Source organism: Ciceribacter azotifigens (assembly GCF_048159625.1).
GTDB lineage: Bacteria > Pseudomonadota > Alphaproteobacteria > Rhizobiales > Rhizobiaceae > Allorhizobium > Allorhizobium azotifigens.
On the sequence record NZ_JBLQTA010000007.1, the window covers coordinates 124,748 to 143,264 of the forward strand.

The 18,517-nt window shown below is 62.4% G+C and carries 16 protein-coding genes; 8 read left to right on the plus strand and 8 right to left on the minus strand.

Features of this window, described 5'->3' with window-relative positions; translation table 11 throughout:
• Positions 1–460 precede the first annotated feature (460 nt).
• Both ACM6UT_RS12445 and ACM6UT_RS12450 read left to right on the plus strand, forming a co-directional pair.
• Positions 461–1,528: a DUF7146 domain-containing protein gene (locus tag ACM6UT_RS12445; RefSeq protein ID WP_416797661.1), complete on the plus strand. Its 1,068-nt coding sequence runs from the start codon at positions 461–463 to the stop codon at positions 1,526–1,528.
• A 361-nt stretch (positions 1,529–1,889) separates the two neighbouring features.
• Positions 1,890–2,831 carry a DUF2493 domain-containing protein gene (locus ACM6UT_RS12450; RefSeq protein ID WP_416797662.1) on the plus strand — a complete coding sequence of 314 codons (942 nt, stop codon included), beginning with the start codon at positions 1,890–1,892 and terminating at the stop codon, positions 2,829–2,831.
• A 79-nt stretch (positions 2,832–2,910) separates the two neighbouring features.
• Here the strand turns inward: ACM6UT_RS12450 and ACM6UT_RS12455 are convergent, their stop codons facing one another.
• Both ACM6UT_RS12455 and parS read right to left on the minus strand, forming a co-directional pair.
• Positions 2,911–3,417, minus strand: a complete 507-nt coding sequence (locus ACM6UT_RS12455; RefSeq protein WP_416797663.1) for an RES family NAD+ phosphorylase — start codon at positions 3,415–3,417, stop codon at positions 2,911–2,913.
• Complete coding sequence (gene parS, locus ACM6UT_RS12460; RefSeq protein WP_416797664.1) at positions 3,414–3,899, minus strand: type II RES/Xre toxin-antitoxin system antitoxin; 486 nt, start codon at positions 3,897–3,899, stop codon at positions 3,414–3,416. Before parS ends, ACM6UT_RS12455 begins: the two co-directional genes overlap by 4 nt.
• 145 nt (positions 3,900–4,044) lie before the next feature.
• Here parS and ACM6UT_RS12465 point away from each other — a divergent pair, with 145 nt between their 5' ends.
• Complete coding sequence (locus ACM6UT_RS12465; RefSeq protein WP_416797744.1) at positions 4,045–4,674, plus strand: plasmid pRiA4b ORF-3 family protein; 630 nt, start codon at positions 4,045–4,047, stop codon at positions 4,672–4,674.
• A 108-nt stretch (positions 4,675–4,782) separates the two neighbouring features.
• On the opposite strand, the gene ACM6UT_RS12470 is transcribed toward ACM6UT_RS12465, so the two are convergent.
• Both ACM6UT_RS12470 and ACM6UT_RS12475 read right to left on the minus strand, forming a co-directional pair.
• Positions 4,783–5,187 (minus strand): type II toxin-antitoxin system VapC family toxin, encoded by a 405-nt coding sequence (locus ACM6UT_RS12470; RefSeq protein WP_416797665.1) that lies wholly within the window; start codon positions 5,185–5,187, stop codon positions 4,783–4,785.
• Entirely contained in the window at positions 5,184–5,444 is a 261-nt protein-coding gene (locus ACM6UT_RS12475) for an AbrB/MazE/SpoVT family DNA-binding domain-containing protein (protein ID WP_014763670.1), read from the minus strand. The genes ACM6UT_RS12470 and ACM6UT_RS12475 overlap by 4 nt, the downstream gene beginning before the upstream one ends.
• Positions 5,445–5,785: 341 nt before the next feature.
• On the opposite strand from ACM6UT_RS12475, the gene ACM6UT_RS12480 reads away from it, so the two are divergent.
• Complete coding sequence (locus tag ACM6UT_RS12480; RefSeq protein WP_416797666.1) at positions 5,786–6,043, plus strand: type II toxin-antitoxin system Phd/YefM family antitoxin; 258 nt, start codon at positions 5,786–5,788, stop codon at positions 6,041–6,043.
• A 669-nt stretch (positions 6,044–6,712) separates the two neighbouring features.
• On the plus strand, positions 6,713–7,036 hold the full coding sequence (locus ACM6UT_RS12485) for a DUF736 domain-containing protein (protein WP_416797667.1): 324 nt from the start codon (positions 6,713–6,715) through the stop codon (positions 7,034–7,036).
• 197 nt (positions 7,037–7,233) lie between these two features.
• Here the strand turns inward: ACM6UT_RS12485 and traG are convergent, their stop codons facing one another.
• Genes traG through ACM6UT_RS12500 form a run of 3 tightly spaced genes read right to left on the minus strand, consistent with a single transcriptional unit; the run spans position 7,234 to position 9,663 of the window.
• Positions 7,234–9,144 (minus strand): Ti-type conjugative transfer system protein TraG, encoded by a 1,911-nt coding sequence (gene traG, locus ACM6UT_RS12490; protein ID WP_416797668.1) that lies wholly within the window; start codon positions 9,142–9,144, stop codon positions 7,234–7,236.
• A complete protein-coding gene (locus tag ACM6UT_RS12495) occupies positions 9,141–9,371 on the minus strand; it encodes a conjugal transfer protein TraD (RefSeq protein WP_416797669.1) in 231 nt (76 codons plus the stop codon). The genes traG and ACM6UT_RS12495 overlap by 4 nt, the downstream gene beginning before the upstream one ends.
• Complete coding sequence (locus ACM6UT_RS12500; RefSeq protein WP_416797670.1) at positions 9,361–9,663, minus strand: TraC family protein; 303 nt, start codon at positions 9,661–9,663, stop codon at positions 9,361–9,363. The genes ACM6UT_RS12495 and ACM6UT_RS12500 overlap by 11 nt, the downstream gene beginning before the upstream one ends.
• 203 nt (positions 9,664–9,866) lie before the next feature.
• Here ACM6UT_RS12500 and traA point away from each other — a divergent pair, with 203 nt between their 5' ends.
• A complete protein-coding gene (traA, locus tag ACM6UT_RS12505) occupies positions 9,867–14,480 on the plus strand; it encodes a Ti-type conjugative transfer relaxase TraA (RefSeq protein WP_416797671.1) in 4,614 nt (1,537 codons plus the stop codon).
• Between the two features lie 233 nt (positions 14,481–14,713).
• Positions 14,714–16,045 carry an APC family permease gene (locus ACM6UT_RS12510; RefSeq protein ID WP_416797672.1) on the plus strand — a complete coding sequence of 444 codons (1,332 nt, stop codon included), beginning with the start codon at positions 14,714–14,716 and terminating at the stop codon, positions 16,043–16,045.
• Between the two features lie 38 nt (positions 16,046–16,083).
• On the opposite strand, the gene ACM6UT_RS12515 is transcribed toward ACM6UT_RS12510, so the two are convergent.
• Positions 16,084–16,968, minus strand: a complete 885-nt coding sequence (locus ACM6UT_RS12515) for a helix-turn-helix transcriptional regulator (protein WP_416797673.1) — start codon at positions 16,966–16,968, stop codon at positions 16,084–16,086.
• Between ACM6UT_RS12515 and ACM6UT_RS12520 the strand changes: the two genes are divergently transcribed.
• Positions 16,954–18,426 carry an amidase gene (locus tag ACM6UT_RS12520; protein WP_416797674.1) on the plus strand — a complete coding sequence of 491 codons (1,473 nt, stop codon included), beginning with the start codon at positions 16,954–16,956 and terminating at the stop codon, positions 18,424–18,426. The genes ACM6UT_RS12515 and ACM6UT_RS12520 overlap by 15 nt on opposite strands.
• Positions 18,427–18,517 lie beyond the last annotated feature (91 nt).

An 18,517-nucleotide genomic window follows, 5' to 3' on the forward strand; every position in this document is an offset into this window, starting at 1 on the left:
CGGCGGGAGGCGTATGACCTTCCGCCATTATACTGCCTCTTATGAAGCAGTATAATACATTTGGAGGCGCGATAAAGGCTGGTGAAGGCCGCTGAAGGCTATGGGTTCGATTGAACGGCGACGAAATTACGCAAGGAGGGAGAGAGGGGCCGCGGTCTGGGCGGCCAGCCCGGTTTGGAGAGCGCCCGGCGGGCCGCTGACCAGTCGCTCCCGGCAAGGTTTGCCATGAACATGACCCCTCTCCAAGCGCGCGAGCAGGCGCCGTAACGTTCCCCCTACCTGGCCCCCGCAGTGGGAGCGATGCGCTGCGTCCTCCTGGCGCGTCACTCGTTCCGTTCTCTATGCCCATGCCGCCCGGCCCGACTGCGATGAACGCCGCCGCGCTTCTTACGAAGCTCCCAAGGTTTCGGGAGGCGCGCTGCATGTCGGACATGACCGGCCGGCCGTGATGGAGGTTCCCATGCTTTCAGCCTCGCAACTGGCGGACCGCCTTGCGAAAAATGTCGAGGCGGTTTGCCGCCATTATCTTTCGGCCGGTCGTCGTCTCGGCAATTATTGGCTCGTCGGGGACGTTGCCAACAATAGCGGCCGCTCACTCTATGTTCACCTGGCTGGCCAACGTGCGGGTCGCTGGACGGATTGCGCGACCGGACAGCACGGTGATCTGCTCGATCTCGTGCGAGAGACCTGCGGCCTCGCCAGTTTCCGCGACGTCGCCGACGAGGCCCGACGCTTCCTCAGCCTTCCGCCCCCGCCCTTGGTCGACGCCGATCGGCTGCCCTCCCGCGGGAGTAACGTGAACGATCACGCGTCGGCCGCGGCATTTGCGGTCGATCGCGCCAGGCGCTTGTTCCGGATGACACAGCCGCTGGCCGGCACAGTTGCAGACGGTTACCTGCGCGGACGCGCGATCCAGCACGGGGCTTTACACCCGGCCCTGCGCTTTCATCCTTGCTGCTACTACCGGGATTTCGCGACGGGCGTGACGAGCAGCTATCCGGCCATGATCGCCGCGGTGACCGATGATGCCGGCGCGATCACCGGCGTTCATCGCACCTATCTCGACAGCGCGGCGCGCAATCCGCGCAGCATCGGCAAGGCCAGGGTCGACACGCCGCGCCGAGCGCTCGGCAGGCTTCTTGGCAATGCGGTGCGCTTCCACTTCCCCGTCCAAGGTTTCGTTCCGGTGATGGTCGCCGGTGAGGGCATCGAGAGCATCCTGTCGCTTTCGGAGGTGATGCCCGCCATGCCGATGGTTGCCGCACTGAGCGCCAACCACCTTGCCGCGTTCCGGCTCCCAATTGGATGTATCCGCCTCTACATCGCCACCGACGCGGATGCGGCCGGCCGCCATGGCGTCGAGGGCTTGAGCCGCCGGGCGCAGGCACTCCGAATCCTGCCGCTCGTACTTGCTCCGGAACTCGGTGATTTCAACGAGGACCTGCGTCGGCTCGGTCCCGACCGTCTCATGGCCAGCTTGCGATCGCAACTCGCGCCTGACGACGCCCGGGCGTTCCTACTGTCATGAAGCCACCCCTGTCGGTGCGGGCAGATCCGGCGTGGCGGGGAGGCCGGGTCGGATGGTCGGCGTTTCTGCGGCGCGCCCGCGTGCCTGCCGAGGACGACCCTTACCATACGGCCGTCGGGCCTTCAGCGGGTCAGGCGGGTTTCTTCCCCGCGCCGTTGGCGCATCGGCTGTTCCGAAAACCGGTGCCCGGTTTTCGGGCCGATCGGCGCCGGCGCTCCTCGCGCGACAAGAAACCCTTCTTCCGCCGCCCGGCGCTTCGCTGGGCCGCGGCGCTCAAGCGCCGCGGTTCCGGCCCGCCGCCGCATGGACAGGGGTCGCCGCCAGGCCGCGAGAGGCGCGGCCACAACCGACGGAGACCATCATGGACCTGACCCTTCCCGCCGACGACGCCTTTGAACCCCACCACACCTCATCTCCGACCGACCGCTTCATCTACGAGATGCAGATCTACGGGCATCGTCCTTTCCAGGACGAACCGGACCCAAGGCCATTGCCCGAAGAGCCGATCGTCCAGACGGCGCTGAACGCGGTCTTCGACGCCCTCACCGAGATGCTCGGCGACACGCGTCTGGAGCCCGATCTCGAGGACGTGCTCTGGTCGACCGTCAATCTCTTCCATCGCTCCGGCGAGCGCATCCAGCGCGAGCTTCAGCGCAACGAGGATGCACAGCGAAGCGGACAGAGCGAGCAGGACGGTTCGGAGGTGAAGAGCGTCGAGCTTGAGCGTCTCATCGCCGAGGGCATAACCCTTTTGGAGCGTCGCAACGCCTTCGAGTTCATGCGTGACTATGCCGGCGATCTCTTCGAAGCCCAAACAGGATCTGCTTGGCGGCCACGCACCGGATCGAAGGTCAGTCACGCCAACATGACTGCGGCGCTGATCGACAGCCGCGACTTTCTCTCCGCCCGCCGCCGTGCCGAGACCGAGGTGCTGATCCCCGGCGGCACGAAGATCGCCTTCGGCGGCGGCATCGACTACAACGATCACGAACGGATCTGGGCGAAGCTCGACCAGGCTCTTGCCAAATATCCCGACATGGTGCTGCTGCATGGCGGCTCAGCGAAGGGAGCCGAACGCATCGCCGCCTGCTGGGCCGAGGCCCGCAAGGTGACGCAGATCGCCTTCAAACCGAACTGGACGAAGCACGCCAAGGCAGCACCCTTCCGGCGCAACGACGAGATGCTTTCGGTCATGCCCGCCGGTGTCGTTATCTTTCCCGGCTCCGGCATCACCGGCAATCTTGCCGATAAGGCGCGTCGGCTCGGCATCCCGGTCTGGCAGGTCGCAGGAGACGGCGCGTGAGCGCCATTTCTTCCGCGTAAGGAAGTGCGGGATGATTGTGCGTTCGCGTCTAGATCGCTTCGACGCAACGTGCATTTGTTCACGCAGTCGGTGGGTGCAGTCTCGTGTCGAGCGCAAAAGCCTCCTGAAATTTCAGAGCATAGGCGCCAGTCCCGCTGCCCGGCAGAAAGATCAGGTTCCAGCTATGCGACGACACGGCATTCGGGATCGCGACGAAACGGTGACGTTGAAGCAGACCGTCTCCGAATGCTTGCTGTCCCGCACCAGGAATGCCCGGGCGGAGCCAATTGGGGTTGGGTAGGCTTGCCGGGTCGACGACATGGACATCGCCGGCGTCGGCAATGACAGCCGCTGTCATTATATGCGCAACCGTGTCGAGAGCCCGAAACCCCTTGTGGACCGCGACCTCGAGGATCGCAGTGGCGGGATCGAGCGAGCAGTAGACCGCGCGAACACCCTTGCTGTTCCAGCGGCCGCCCACGCGATAGGCGCCTTCGCCGCTATCCCATGTCGGCGCGTGGACGGCTTGATCGAGCCGCCAGGCGACCAACTCGGTCCCGCCGAGACCGATAGGTAAAAGGCTCATGCATAGACGCCGTATTCGAGACGGTCGAGATGATCCTCAACCAGTTCCACGCCAACGGGCGTCCCAAGAAGATCGATCGGACGGCGCTGGTCGAGCCCGATCGCAGGCCGCTCCAGCCATTGCTCTGCCTCTGCCTGCGATCCGAAAATATCCGTTGCCTTTGCGAGAATCTCGGCGAATTTCCACGCCCGGCCGCTCTGTTCCTGACTGAGCGGCTTGGAGGGCGTGTCCTTCCGCCGCTGCCAGGTGCGCAGGCTCATGCCCACCGCCTTTTCGAGCGAGTCCGTCTTGCCGATGATGAGCAGATGTCCGACAAGGTGATCCAGCGCCGAGGACGGCAGGCCGCGCAAAAGCAACTCATGCGCATCGAGGGGGCTCGTCAGGCTGCGCGCAAGCACGCGCACACCACCGAGCAACGCAGCTACCTTCTGCAGTTCGCTGGTCGTCGCTTCAGGAGCAATTTTCTCTGCAGCAATAGCCATCGGTCAACTCCACGTCATTTGTCGTTCTATATATGACAGTTGACGCCATCAATCTCAAGGTGGCGTGTTGCTGCCGCACGGTTATACGGTACACGTTTGGCAGCTTCGACTTGACGTGTTTCGGTTGACATTGTTCACATGCGGCATGTTCAAAACCATCAATGCCGTACAGATTCACGTTGCACTCGACGAGATCGAGCCGGAGGTCTGGCGTCGACTGGTTTTGCCGGTGCACTGGAATCTCGAGCAAGTGCATCTTGCCATTCAGGCGGCCTTCAACTGGTGGAACTATCACCTGCATGAGTTTCGGATCGGCGGCTTGCGCTTCGGCGACGTGGAGCTGTTGACCGAAGATGCCTTCGACGACGATCCTCGTGTCTTCGATTTTCGGGAGGTTCGCCTTCGCGACTTCAAGCACGGAGCGATTTTCAACTACCTCTATGACTTCGGCGATAGCTGGCGCCACTCTGTCGCGATCGAGGAATTCAGGGCTCTCGAGGTCGCTCCTAGGCACGGGGTTTGCATCGACGGCGAGCGTGCCCGGCCGCCCGAAGATGTCGGCGGCGTGCTCGGCTACAAGCGCTTCCTGGAAACCATGTCGGACAGAGAGGACCCCGAACACGCGGAAACCAAACGGTGGTGTGGCGGGCATTTCGATCCCGAGTGGTTCGATCTCGCTGTCGTGGACAAGGACGTGCGCAACGCATTGCGCCCGAAAGTGAAGCGCCGGCTGTATCAGCCAAAGCCGAAGCGCAGCGAACCGAAAACGGCGTAGATCAGTGCAACTCCACCGCGCCCCATTTTTTACTCCGCCGTTAGCATTCAGCCTTGACGGTCAATGACGATGTCGTGGATTCCCCTGCACGGCCGCGAACCTGCCGGCTTAAAGCGACCAGTCTTCCACATGCAGGTTGTCAACCCTGTTGAATTCGCCGACATTGTTGGTGACGAGCGTCAGTCCGCGGGCCTTCGCCTGCCCCGCGATCAGCATGTCATAGGGGCCGATGGGCGTCCCCTTCGCGGCAAGGGCCGCCCGGATTTCGCCTGCGACAAAGGCATCGTTCTGGTCAAACTCAAGGATCGGAAAATCTGCCATAAACAAGCGCAAGGTTTCCAGGTTGTGCTGGACCTTCGCGCTTTTCTGCGCTCCGAAATAGAGTTCATACGCGACGACCGACGGCAGGCCGATACTGCCCTGAGGGCTGTGGAGTACACGGCTGACCAAGGCATTCGACTTGCGGCCGATCAAGGCAATGACGGCGTTGGTGTCGAGTAGATGCGAGATCACTGAAACACCGCGTCAAGCTCCGGTCGATCCTGCTGTTCCGGCTGCTCGCGCCCGCTCTCCATGAAGTCTTCACTCATGCCGCGGGCCAGCGCTGCTTTCAGCGACGACCACGGCTCGCCCGCCTCGACATGGGGACGGAGAATGAGCGCATCGCCCTCCTGCGTGATCTCCACGCGCTCGACGTTGAAGCGGAATTCCTTCGGCAGGCGGACGGCCTGCGAGTTTCCGGACTGGAATACGCGTGCAAGATGGGGCATGGTCGCCTCCTTTCTGTATCTACAAAGATGTATATACGGCTCTTCGGCCGTCAGTTCAAGTAGGACAGGTCACTTGATCGCATCGGCGATCCGCCGGATCGGGCTCTGTTTCGCTGGCAAGCTAGCTCCATGAAGTCTGCGAGTAGTCTTCGCGCCTGACGACGTAACGATCCCTTGCGTTGCCCCCGGTCGCTGACCTGCCTGATCGTCGACCTGCCTATCGCCGACGCCGTCACGCTTCTGGGCCGTTGCAACGCCTTCGAGCCCAGAGCTCTACTCTTCGAGGTTCCTGCACGGCGGGAAAATCTGGATAATGCCGAAGATCAACAGAGGAGTGGGCAATGCGGCAGTTTACAACACGCGACCTGAGCAAGCACATTGGTGATGTCACCGCCGCCGGCCGCGAGTCCGCTGTGCTCACCCGGCATGGGAAATCCCGGTTCGTGCTGATGAGCTACGAGCATTACGAGAGGATGCGAGCCGGTGGAGACCCTCGACGCGGCCATCGTGTCTCCGAGATGTCGGAAGAGCACAAGGAACTCTTCGCCGCGGCGATCGACCGGCTGGCAAACGGCGAAGGGTGTGACGCCGACCCGTGAGCTCCTGCCCGCGCAATTCACCGACGTCAAGCGATGCCAGCCCCGGTTGCTCAGGAGTGACGGATCGGAGCAGGCGGGCGTCTGTCGAGGTGACAGCGGTCGTGTCGAGACCGGACGGCGAGCGGAATCGTTGAAGATCGCCTGGTCGACATCGGCGGGGGCAGCTTCGCGAGATGTTGCGGCGCCGTTTGCTGGCGATATGGTCATGGCGGTCGTCTCAACGTGCACCCGAGAGATGTGGCGACAGTCGACGCTCCCTTCTGACTGCGGTTGGTCGAGAAGGGCGAGGGGAACATCGCGCGGGCCAGTGTGTCCGCAATGGAAGGTGCTGGCAGTCTCTTGCAGTGTAGGACCGGGCGGCCTGAATGGTTTGTCGCCGGCTTCGGTTGCACGAGACCATTCCCGTTTCTATGTCGCCCTTTAGCCGACCGCCTGCTTTTGCGGTCAACCCCTGAAGGGGTACGTCTCGGCGAAAATTCTGCAAAATTCGATTTGGGTTCTCTTATGCGGCCGCCTGGCGCTTTCATCCCGCAAGCGGGATGAAAGCGCGCCCGCCTTTTTGGCGGAAAATAGAATTTTGCAGAATTTTCGCCGAGATGACCGCAGCAGATCGGCCGTCTCTTCGCGCGTCATCGGGAATGGTCCCGAGCAAACGAAGGAGACAATACCATGGCCACCACGATCGCAACCCTGACGCAGAAGACCGACGGCACCCTCGAAGGCGTCTTCGCCACCATCCGGGTCAACGCCCCAATCGCCATCGTCCCGAACGCCGCAAAGGCAAGCGAAGAAGCGCCCGACTACCGCGTCATCCACCGCAAGACCGGCTTCGAGATCGGCGCAGCGTGGAACCGCATCGCCCGACAGACCGGCGAGGAATACCTCTCGGTCAAGCTGGAGGCTCCGGAGATCGGCGTCATCTTCGGTAACGTCGCTCCCGCACCCGGCGGTGACCCGAACCGCAAGGTGATCCTCTGGAACAACCCGAACTGAGCCGAAAGCAGCCGGCCCCGAGAAATCGGGGCCGGCCTCGTCGCTTCTACAATCATCCGATGTTGTCGCCACCGGGTCGTCGCCCTTCCCCGGCGATCGCCAACGTCGTCTGCGGGCCGCCCGGGCTTCCCAAGTTCCGCGCCGGGAATCACGGAGATCTGACCGCCCGTGCTTTCTGTCAGGACAGGTGTGAGGCCTCACCGCGTGGGGGTGACGAAGCGGCTGGTCTTTGCCGCTTGCTTCATGTCTTTCCGACGGAAATACATCGCTCGGCCGCAGCGGATGGGACTGTGCCCCTGCACGATGATAATCTGTTCGTCCTTGCGCATCGCCTGGGTGATCTCATGCGGCATGATCAACGGTCGGCGTTGGAAGCTCACGCTCTCGGACTTGCGCGATGTGCTCCCCTTTGTAGCCCAGCCGATGCTGCGCGAGCTTCCCTTCACCTCCATCGTCATCTCGCCGCACAGCGCCGAAACATGGCGGGCGGTGTCGAGTGACTTGATCGCGGCATAGGACGCGAAGGCGCAACCCTCGATCCATGACGTCGCGCCGTCCTTTCCGAAATGGCGTTCCAACTGCGCCACCGATTGGTACATCAGCATCATCGTGATGCCGTATTTTCGACCACGGTCGCGCGCTTCTTCGAGCAGGCGCATGTAGCCAAGGAGATCTGCTTCATCGAGCATGAAGAGAGCCCGGCGCTCGAAAACGCCGTCCGCCTGCACCATGGTGTTGATCAGGGAGCCGACGATGACGCGCGCGATTCCGGGATAGGAACGAAGGATCGAGGCAGGTATGTTGAGGAAGACGTCCTTTGTGCCGCTGGCGATCTCGTGGGTCTTGAAGGCATTGCCGCATACGAGCGCGGCATAGGCGTCCAGCGACAGCCATTGGGTATCCTTCGATGCAGTCGAATAGACACCACTGAACGTCTGTTCGGTCATGTTGGTGAAGACGCCCAAGGTTTCCCGGATGAACGCCGAGGCGGAGTGCTCCTGTATGTCTCGCAGCCTTGCCAGGACAGAGGGTTCCGGCTCGGATACGATTTGGCGCAGACTGCGCAGTGTTCGCTGGCCCGAATATTCGGGTGAGAGCATGACGTGTGCCAGCAGACCGGTGAGGAGATTATGTGCCTGGTTCTGGAAATAGGAGGCGGTCGAACTTTCCAGCCGCGCGCTTTCAGAAAGCAGCATATGCGCGATGGCGATGATGTCCTCTTCCTTGTGCCTTGACGTTTCAATTCCATCGAGAACGTCGAAGCCCATGATCGGGTTCGTCGGATCGAGCACCATCACATCCCGCCCGAGCAGCCGGCTGCGGTGCTCGATGACCATCGGCGCGACTTCCGCAGATGGGTCCAGGCAAATCAGCGGTCCCGTATATCGCAGGGCGGTCGGCACGACGTTGCTGGTGGTCTTGTATCCTCCCGAGCCGGCGAAAAAGAGCATGTGCGTCGAGTCGAAGTCCTGTTTGAACGTCAGCAACGGGACCTTGCCGCCGCGGCCCCACGTGGCGGGATCGCCCGGGTTGAAGGGCAGTTTGTGGACGTTGTCTTTGTCGACGCGATAACATTCGCCCACGACGATTTCACCATCTGGCGGGAAAAGGCGTCCGGCCGCCGGCATCGGCAGCCAGTCCGCGTCTCCGAACGCCCCGCGCCTCGCTCGCTTTACCGGTTCCCGCACGACCGTGGACATGCGTGCGGCGATGCCGACCGATATGAAGCCGCCGATCGCACCGATCACGGCGGCCATGTCGAGAAATGAGAGCGCCCGATCCCATGAGACCTCGCCGCTCTCCACGTAGGGCGAGAGTCTGCCGAATTCTCGCAGCCCATAGGATCCTGCCACCGTGAGGAAGCAAACCAGACTGGTCATTGCGACAGACTTCCGCCTGTGCATGGGCAGGATCGATACGCCCACAAGGCCAGCGAGCGGTCCGAGCAAGAGAGGCGGCAAGGGCGAGGCCCGCAGGAACCAGGACTGCGTCTGTCCGGGCAGGTCGACCGCGAGCCGCGACCAGTGCCACCCGACGACATAGACGGCCACACCCGTCACGGCAACGGGTAGCAGGATGACCAAACGTCTCCCTGTCTCCGCGATCATTCGGTCGCCTCCCCGATCGGCGACGGTGCTACCGACGGCTCCGCCCCGAACGCTTCCTCACCGGCCTTGCGCAGGCGCTGACGTTCCGGTGAATCAGGACCGAGCCTCGCCAATTCCATGAGGCCGCCGAGCAGGAATGCCCTGTCGGCTCGGGCCAGACCCGCCTTGACCACGATACTGCCAAGCAGCAATCGCTCCCGTGCGTCGGTCTTCCGATCAACGGTCATGAGGAGCCTCCGCCGGCGCTCCAGCCTCGCCACTTGACGAGCGATGCGACGAAGTGTTTGCGGCGACGTTCGCCCTCCTTTCCTGTTTGCGAAATCGCGTCGCGATCTCGTCCACGATCCGATCGACCTCTGCGTCGGCGATCTCAATTTCTGCGAGCCCCGACCTGATCGCCGCACGAGCAAACCGCTCTGCTGATTTAACTATCAGAAATTTTCGCTTCTCTCGGAGCCGCTCGATCTGTGTGTCGAGATCCGAGATCGATGATTTCGGCCTCATTTCCGTGCCCTCCATGACTTCGACAGGATCGATCGCTTCAATTATACTACCTAGAATAAGCTAGTAAAATGAAATAGTCTAGGCCAGCCAACGAATGGCACGCGACGCTTTCGAGGAGGCCATCTGGCAGAAGGCCGGACCGGAACAATGGGTTCGGTCCGGCGAGGGCGCAATATACGTCGCTGGCGCGACGTGCTCGAAGCGATCTGGAGACGGTCTTGGCGATCATGTTCGTCAGAGCGCAGGTGATCAGCCGGGGAGCGGGACGCAGCGTCGTCTCGGCCGCCGCCTATCGCCACCGCGCCCGCATGACGGCCGCGCTGACCGGAGAGGCATTCAGCTATCGCGGCGGGTCCCGCGAACTGGCGCATGAGGAGTTGGCACTGCCGGATCAGGCGCCGCAGTGGATCAAATCGCTTATCGACGGAAGACCCGTGGCAAGAGCAAGCGAGGCCTTCTGGAATGCGGTCGATGCCTTCGAGGCGCGGGCGGATGCGCAGCTAGCCCGTGAGGTGATCATTGCTCTGCCAGAGGAACTGACGCGGAGCGAAAACATCGCACTCGTCCGTGACTTTGTCCGTCACGCCCTCACATCGAAAGGCATGGTGGCCGACTGGGTCTATCACGACAAGGACGGCAATCCGCACATCCATCTGATGACGAACTTGCGGCCCCTGACGGAGGCAGGCTTCGGCCCGAAGAAGGTTCCTGTGCTTGGCGAGAACGGCGAGCCGTTGCGCGTCGTCACGCCGGACAGACCAAGCGGGAAGATCGTCTACAGGCTCTGGGCTGGCGATAAGGAAAGCATGAAGGAATGGAAGATCGCGTGGGCGGAAACCGCCAACCGTCATCTGGCGCTTGCCGGCCATGACATCCGTCTTGATGGTCGATCCTATGCCGAACAGGGCCTGGGGGGGATTGCCCAAAGACACCTCGGGCCGGAGAAGGCGGCGCTCGCGCGCAGGGGCACGGAGATGTACTTCGCGCCCGCCGACCTGGCACACCGGCAGGCGATGTCCGATCGGCTTATGGCCGATCCCGAGCTTCTCCTCAGACAGCTCGCAAATGAACGTTCCACCTTTAGCGAGAGGGACATCGCCAGGGCGCTTCATCGCTATGTTGACGATCCGGTGGAATTCGCAAACATCCGCGCGAAGCTTATGAGCTCTGAAAGCCTGCTTCTGCTGAGGCCTCAGGGGCTTACCGCCGAAACGGGTCAGGTGACGGAACCGGCGATCTTCACGACGCGCGAAATCCTGCGCACCGAATATGACATGGCACGGTCGGCGCGCGTTCTGTCGAAGCGCGGTGGCTTTGCGATCTCGGTCGATAGGGTCGCCGCCGCGATTACACAGATGGAGCAGGATCCACAAAAGCCCCTCCGTTTCGATCCAGAGCAGGTTGATGCCATCCGTCACGTGACCGGTGACCATGCCATTGCGGCAGTCGTCGGTCTTGCGGGCGCAGGAAAGTCGACCCTGCTTTCGGCCGCGCGCATCGCCTGGGAAAGCGATAACCGTCGGGTGATCGGCGCCGCACTTGCCGGCAAGGCGGCCGAAGGGCTGGCGGACGGTTCCGGGATCAGATCGCGTACGCTGGCGTCCTGGGAACTGGCCTGGGCCGCCGGCCGGGAACACCTCAAACGCGGTGACGTCCTGGTGATTGACGAGGCCGGCATGGTCTCCTCGCAACAGATGTCACGCGTCCTTGACCTCGTCGCGAAGGCAGGCGCAAAGGTCGTGCTCGTCGGCGACGCCATGCAGTTGCAGCCGATCCAGGCGGGCGCCGCATTCAGGGCAGTGACTGAACGGATCGGATTTGCAGAACTGTCCGGTGTGCGCCGCCAGCGCGATTCCTGGGCTCGTCACGCATCGCGGCTGTTTGCGCGCGGCAGGGTCGAGGAGGGCCTTGATGCCTATGCCCAACAAGGCCGCATAATCGAGTCCGAAACCCGCCTCGATGTCATCGAGCGCCTTGTTGCCGACTGGGCCGAAGCCCGCAGCGATCTCATCAGGAAGTCCGCCGCGATTGAACATCCAGGCCGCGCGCGCGGTGACGAACTGCTCGTCCTTGCCCACACCAACGATGATGTTTGCAAGCTCAACGAGGCCTTGCGCGGCGTCATGATCGGCGAGGGCGCGTTGACCGGCGCGCGCCAGTTCCAGACGGCGCGCGGGCTTCGCGAATTCGCTGCCGGCGACCGCATCATCTTCCTCGAAAACGCACGTTTCGTCGAGCCGCGGGTGAAATCACTCGGTCCCCAATACGTCAGGAACGGCATGCTCGGTACGGTCGTTTCAACCGGCGACAATCGACGCGATCCGCTTCTGACGGTGCGCCTCGACAATGGCCATGACCTCGTCATCAGCGAGGACAGCTACCGTAACGTCGATCACGGTTATGCCGCGACCATCCATAAGTCCCAAGGGTCGACGGTGGAGCGGACCTTCGTGCTCGCGACCGGCATGATGGATCAGCATCTGACCTATGTGGCGATGACACGCCATCGCGACCGCGCCGATCTCTACGCCGCGAAGGAAGATTTTGAACCGAAGTGGGAATGGGAACGCAAGCACCGCGTCGACCATGCCGCCGGTGTCACCGGCGAGCTTGTGGCGGCCGGGCGAACCAGGTTCCGCTCCACTGAGGAGGACGGGCAAGAGAGCCCCTATGCAGACGTGAAGACGGACGACGGGATCGTCCATCGGCTTTGGGGCGTGAGCCTGCCGAAGGCGCTCGAGGAGGGTGGCATCTCCAAAGGCGACACGGTCACGCTGCACAAGGACGGCGTGGAGCGGGTCAAGGTCAAGGTTCCCGTTACCGACGAGAAATCCGGGAAAAGACGCTTCGAGGAAAGGGAGGTCGACCGAAACGTATGGACCGCAAGGCAGATAGAAACTGCCGATAGACGCCGGGAAAGGATTGAGCGAGAAGGCCGACGACCGGAGTTGTTCAGGCAACTTGTCGAGCGCCTCGGTCGATCCGGGGCGAAGACGACGACCCTCGATTTTGAAAGCGAGGAGGGTTATCAGGCGCACGCCCGCGATTTCGCACGGCGGCGAGGGATCGAACTGCTCGCTGCGGCCGCGGCCGGCATGGACGAAGGCGTTTCTCGGCGGCTGGCGTGGATTGCGGAGAAGCGGGAGCGGGTGGTGAAGCTCTGGGAGCGGGCGAGCGTCGCGCTTGACCTTGCGATCGAACGCGAACGACGTATCTCGTACGTCGACGAGGAGCGGAGCGCACCCCTTTCGGCCGGAACCCCGCCGGGTGTCAAATATCTGCTCCCGCCCGCGACGATTTTCTCCCGCAGTATCGAGGAGGATGCTCGCCTTGCACAGCTGTCCTCGGAAGCGTGGCAGAATCGCCAGGCGATCTTACGACCGGTTCTCGCCCGAATCTATCGCGACCCGGATCGCGCGATGTCGACGCTGAACGCGCTCGCATCGGATACCAGGATCGAGCCGCGCAAGCTTGCCGATGATCTCCGGTCTGCACCAGGTCGACTCGGCCGTTTGCGCGGATCCGACCTGATCATCGATGGTCGTGCAGCCCGCGACGAGCGCAAAGCCGCCGTGGCCGCCGTGTCGGCGATGTTGCCGTTGGCGCGTGCGCATGCGGTCGAGTTTCGCAGACAGGCAGGAGGCTTTGCCACCCGCGAGCAGCAGCGGCGTGCACACATGGCTTTGTCGGTCCCCGCGCTCTCGAGACAGGCAATGGCGCGTCTTGTCGAAATCGAGGCGATCCGCGAACACGGTGGGAACGATGCCTACAGGGCGGCCTTTGCCTATGCCGCCGAGGATCGCCCGCTGGTCCGGGAGGTCAAAGCCGCCGACGAGGCGTTGACCGCGCGCTTCGGCTTTAGCGCATTCACCGAACAGGCGCATGCAGTTGCCGAACGCAACATGCTCGAACGGATGCCTGAGGATCTTCGTCCCGAGCGCCGGGAGGCGCTTGTCCGCCTCTTTCGCGCCATCAGGCGCTTTGCCGATGAACAGCAGCTGGCCGAGAGGCACGACCGGTCGAAGATCGTTGCCGGCGCGAGCATCGCGGCCACTGGCGGGCCTGCCAACGTGCTTCCGATCCTCGCTGCCGTGACGGAGTTCAAAACCACGATCGCAGATGAGGCGAGGGAACGCGCACTCGCCTCAGTGTCCTACCGGGACAACCGGGCCGCACTCACCGAGACGGCCAGGCGTATATGGCGCGATCCCGCAGGCGCCGTCGACAAGATCGAGGCCTTGATTGTGAAGGGCTTTGCAGGTGACAGGATCGCCGCAGCCGTGGCCAACGACCCGTCTGCCTATGGTGCATTGCGCGGCTCGGGGCGCGTGATGAACCGGATGCTTGCCTCCGGTGCAGAACGGAAGGCGGCACAGCGTTCCGTCCCACAAGCGAGCGTCCGTCTGCGCGCGCTCGTGTCGGCTTACGTCAGTGCCTTCGACGCGGAGCACCGGGCGGTCACGGAGGAACGACGCCGCATGGCCGTCGCCGTTCCCGGATTGTCGCAATCGGCCGAAGAAGCCTTGCGGACCCTTGCGAGACGAACAAAGGACAAGGCCATCATGCCCCGCGCGTCCTCAGCGTTCCTCGATCCCCTGGTACGACGCGAGTTGGCGTCCGTCAGTCGGGCACTCGACGAGCGGTTCGGCAAAGGTGCGCTTCTGTGGGGCGAAAGGGAGATCATCAATCGGGTGCCGCCGGCGCAACGTCGGGCTCTTGAGGCGTTGCTCGAAGAACTCAAAGCCTTGCAGCAGATCGCGCGGCTGGAAGGCCTTGAGAACGTTCCCGATCGTACCGCTCGGCCAAACAGAGGGTATGACATCGTGAGATGATCGGGCTGCAGGCAGTCTTCTCGGGCCGCAAGGTCCCTGTTCTTGCGCGTCGTTGATTAAGGTCCCCCCGCCTTCGGCCGACGCGATAGTACTTTGGGGTTATGTTCGATCCAGCGTCGCTCGTTCATCCTCTTCAAAATCAAGATATGTGGGTGGAGGCCTGCGGAACAGCGGTTGGATTTGCCTTCCGCGGGTGCCGAGAAGATCAACAACAACTCCCTGGGAGGTGGAACATGAATGACGCGATTAAACTCGACCGCGCACTGGGACTGTGGTCCGTCGTGCTCTTCGGTCTTGCCTATATGACGCCGATGATCGTCTTCGGCACGTTCGGAGCACTTGCGGCTGCGAGCGAGGGCACAACGGCGATGGCTTATCTGGTTGCTGCCGCAGCCATTCTTCTGACGGCTATCAGCTATGGCGTGATGGCGCGCGTCTATCCCGTCGCCGGATCCGCCTACACCTACGCACGCAAGTCCATCAGCCCGAGCGTCGGCTTCCTCGTCGGATGGGCGGTGTTGCTCGACTACTTCTTTCTGCCAATGGTCATCTGGCTGATCGGTGCGGCTTACCTGACTTCAGCCTTCCCCTCTGTCCCCGCCTATGTCTGGATTGTCGGCTTCATCATGCTGACCACAATCGTCAACGTTGTCGGCATCGCCTTTGCAAACCGCGTAAATCTCGTTCTCATGCTGGTGCAGCTTGCGGTGCTCGTCGCCTTCGTGGTCCTCGCGGGGCGCTACGTTATCGCGAGCAGTGGCCCCGGTGGCCTCGTCTCGGCAACGCCGTTCTTCAAGGCAGACGTTCCCTTCTCGGCCTCGATTGCGGGCGCTGCAATTGCCGCGTACTCCTTCCTCGGTTTCGACGCGGTCTCAACCCTGACAGAAGAGACCAAGGATGCGAAGCGTACCATGCCGCGAGCGATCCTCATTACGGCGCTTGGCGGCGGCCTGATCTTTGTCACTGCGGCTTATTTTACCCAGCTTGCACATCCCGGCATGGATCTCGTTTCGGTTGACGCAGCCGCGAGCGAAATCGCCCGGACGATTGGAGGCGACCTCTTCGTGACCATCTTTCTCGCAACCCTGGTCGTTGCGCAGTTCACCTCCGGGCTCGCCGCTCAGGCGGCCGTCGGTCGCCTGCTCTTTGCCATGGGGCGCGACGGTGTCCTGCCGGGCCCGCTGTTCGGGCGCCTGCACAGGAAGTGGCACACGCCGGTCGTGAACCTTGTCCTTGTCGGCGTCGTCGGCCTGCTGGCGCTGACCATGGACGTCACCACCTCCACCTCCTTCATCAATTTCGGCGCATTCCTTGCCTTCACGGCCGTCAATGTTTCGGTCATCGCGCTGTTCATGAAGGGTGATGCACAGGTGAAGTCGCTCGGCGCCTTGATCGGTCTCGTCATCCCGGCAGTGGCTGCGGTCTGCGACCTCTTCCTGCTCTGGAACCTCGACGGGCACGCAAAGCTCCTGGGACTGGTCTGGTTGATGATCGGCTTAGGCTATCTGATCTATCTCACCCGCTTCTTCCAGGCAGCTCCTCCCGAAATGAGCTTTGCGGAGTGATCGACCCAGAGCACCGGCCCGGCGATCAAATGGCCGGGCTATGCCAGAAAGAGGCGAAAGAGCTCGCCCTGGCTGGAGATATTGAGTTTCGAATATATCTGCCGACGGTGCACCTTGACGGTGTTGGGCGAGAGACCAAGGACGGCAGCAAGCGAGAGGTTGGAATGCCCTTTCAGAATCAGCGTCACGATCTCGAGTTCGCGTCTGGTGAGCCGCGGATGTTCAATCCTGGACAAAGGGGTCGCATTCCTGACCTCCAGCAAGAGAGCGGGAGTATCGCGCCAATGACGACTTCCCAAGGTACAGACCAGAGGCGCCGCCGATCGCAAGCACTGCAGGTCTTCTTCGGAGAACGGAGCCGCACTGCCCGTCCGCGACAAGGACAGAACCGCGGTATAGCCGTCGTTCAATTGCAGGACGAAACCGATCTCATCGACGATTGCGGTCGTTGCGTAGTGAAGACGAAAATACTCAGTGCGGGAGAAATCGTCGGGTGCGAGCTCACGCATCACGATCATCCGCTCGCTGTTGTCGGCGCGGATGGCGTCGTAAAAGGGATCGAGCACAAAGGCGCCGGCCACATAGCGGTCGACGATCACCGCCCGCTCGGCGACGATCTTTTCATTATAGAGATCAAACGCACGACCGTCCGACGAGTAGATGAAACCGTTCATCATCTGAAATGGCGAGAGCAGTCTGAGGGAAGCGCCCAGCGCGTCCGGGAAACCACGCGAGCCGAGGCAGTCGATCGCCTCCGCAACAAGTGTGTTCCAAGCCTTGAATGTCGGTAAAGAGGCAACTGGACTGGGCGCCGAACTCACGATTTTTCCCCGGTGATTGAACCCGGCAGGACCGTCCCCGGCTTCAAGGATCTCTTCAGATCGAAATACAACTATTGGACCGCCAGCATGCGCATCATACAAACCGCCACCTCCATTGTCGAACACCCGTTGGATCTGCCTGCTTGGGAGATCGCACGCGGCATCCGCGAGCAACGCTTCAGTGCCGAGAGCGTGGTTGCGGAGTCCATCCGGCGCGCAAAGGCCATCGGTTCCGTGCTCAATCCGTTTGTCGTCATCCGGGAAGAAAGAGCATTGGAGGCTGCCCGGGCGGCCGACCGGGCAGTCGAATGTAATGAGCCGATCGGGGCTCTGCACGGTGTACCGTTCGCGGCAAAGGATCTGACCCCAACGGCAGGCGATCTGACGACGTTCGGCTCCTGGACCAAGGGCAACTGGGTGCCGGAGGAGACGGCGCTCGTCGTTCGCCGGCTGCAGGAGGCTGGTGGCATCCTGGTCGCAAAGACGACGACGCCCGAATTTGCCTATTCAAGCTTCACTCAGAGCCCGCGCTGGGGGGGCACGCGCAACCCCTGGGATCCCGAGCGCACGTCAGGTGGCTCCTCGGGCGGCTCGGCCGTCGCCGTCGCGACGGGCGTCGTTCCTTTTGCCGAAGGATCCGACATGGGTGGTTCGGTGCGCATCCCGGCGGCACTCAGCGGCACGGTCGGCCTCAAGCCCAGCCTCGGGCGTATCCCGATGACAATCCTGCCGAGTGTCTTCGACAATATTTCCCATTTCGGTCCACTCGCACGCACGGTATCCGACGCCATCTCCTTCATGGAAGCGACCTGCGGGCCGAGCGATGAGGATGTCTCCTCTTTGCCGATCGGCTTCGCTTCGCATCAGGCCAGAGGCGGTCGTCTCGAGGGCAAACGTTTCGCGCTCTCGGTCGATCTCGGCTACTACGCGGTCGAGCCCGAGGTCGAACGCTTAGTCCGCGAGGCCGCAGAGGAACTGCGTCGCGCAGGCGCGACCGTGGAGGTCGTCTCCATGCAGTGGAGCCGTGCCGTCAATGACGAATGGTTCGATGTCTGGTGCGTCTTCATGTCAGCGTTCTTCGGCGAGGCAACCGAAGGCCAGCGTGCGCAAATGGATCCGGCCGTCGTGGCGATGATCGAGCGCGGGCGCTCGATGAATGCCACCAGCTACAAACGTATTGAATTGTTGCGCACAAGGATGTGGCAGGACATGGCCCGTCTGTTCCGGACCTTCGATGCACTTCTGTGTCCGACCTGCGCCGTCACGGCGCCGCCTGTCGGCGAAAACGATGACGATTACGTCACAACCGGGCCGGACGGTCGCTTCATTGGCCTGGACATGACCTGCCCGTTCAACATGCTTCCGCAATTGCCGGCGCTTTCCGTTCCCGTGGGTCTTGCGGCCAACGGTTTGCCTGTCGGACTGCAGATCGTCGGACGACGCTTCGCTGACGAAGACGTGCTTTCGATGGCCGCAGCTCTTGAAGCGCGGCTCGCGTCTTCCGGAAGACCTCGATCCCGGCCTCCGACCTACGCAATGGCGACGAGCGTTCAGGATTAGCGAAGTCGAATTTCTTTCTTCGGAAGAATGCGTCGTAGGCGGCGCCGAGACCTGTCGGCGTGGAGGCCCGTTTCCGGTTTGCGTTTGCCGG

Excerpts from the sequence above, each read along its gene's own strand:
- ACM6UT_RS12445 (WP_416797661.1), top strand. The coding sequence starts at position 461 with ATGCTTTCAGCCTCGCAACTGGCGGACCGCCTTGCGAAAAATGTCGAG.
- ACM6UT_RS12450 (WP_416797662.1), top strand. The coding sequence starts at position 1,890 with ATGGACCTGACCCTTCCCGCCGACGACGCCTTTGAACCCCACCACACC.
- ACM6UT_RS12455 (WP_416797663.1), bottom strand. The coding sequence starts at position 3,417 with ATGAGCCTTTTACCTATCGGTCTCGGCGGGACCGAGTTGGTCGCCTGG.
- parS (WP_416797664.1), bottom strand. The coding sequence starts at position 3,899 with ATGGCTATTGCTGCAGAGAAAATTGCTCCTGAAGCGACGACCAGCGAA.
- ACM6UT_RS12465 (WP_416797744.1), top strand. The coding sequence starts at position 4,045 with ATGTTCAAAACCATCAATGCCGTACAGATTCACGTTGCACTCGACGAG.
- ACM6UT_RS12475 (WP_014763670.1), bottom strand. The coding sequence starts at position 5,444 with ATGCCCCATCTTGCACGCGTATTCCAGTCCGGAAACTCGCAGGCCGTC.
- ACM6UT_RS12480 (WP_416797666.1), top strand. The coding sequence starts at position 5,786 with ATGCGGCAGTTTACAACACGCGACCTGAGCAAGCACATTGGTGATGTC.
- ACM6UT_RS12485 (WP_416797667.1), top strand. The coding sequence starts at position 6,713 with ATGGCCACCACGATCGCAACCCTGACGCAGAAGACCGACGGCACCCTC.
- traG (WP_416797668.1), bottom strand. The coding sequence starts at position 9,144 with ATGATCGCGGAGACAGGGAGACGTTTGGTCATCCTGCTACCCGTTGCC.
- ACM6UT_RS12495 (WP_416797669.1), bottom strand. The coding sequence starts at position 9,371 with ATGACCGTTGATCGGAAGACCGACGCACGGGAGCGATTGCTGCTTGGC.
- ACM6UT_RS12500 (WP_416797670.1), bottom strand. The coding sequence starts at position 9,663 with ATGGAGGGCACGGAAATGAGGCCGAAATCATCGATCTCGGATCTCGAC.
- ACM6UT_RS12510 (WP_416797672.1), top strand. The coding sequence starts at position 14,714 with ATGAATGACGCGATTAAACTCGACCGCGCACTGGGACTGTGGTCCGTC.
- ACM6UT_RS12520 (WP_416797674.1), top strand. The coding sequence starts at position 16,954 with ATGCGCATCATACAAACCGCCACCTCCATTGTCGAACACCCGTTGGAT.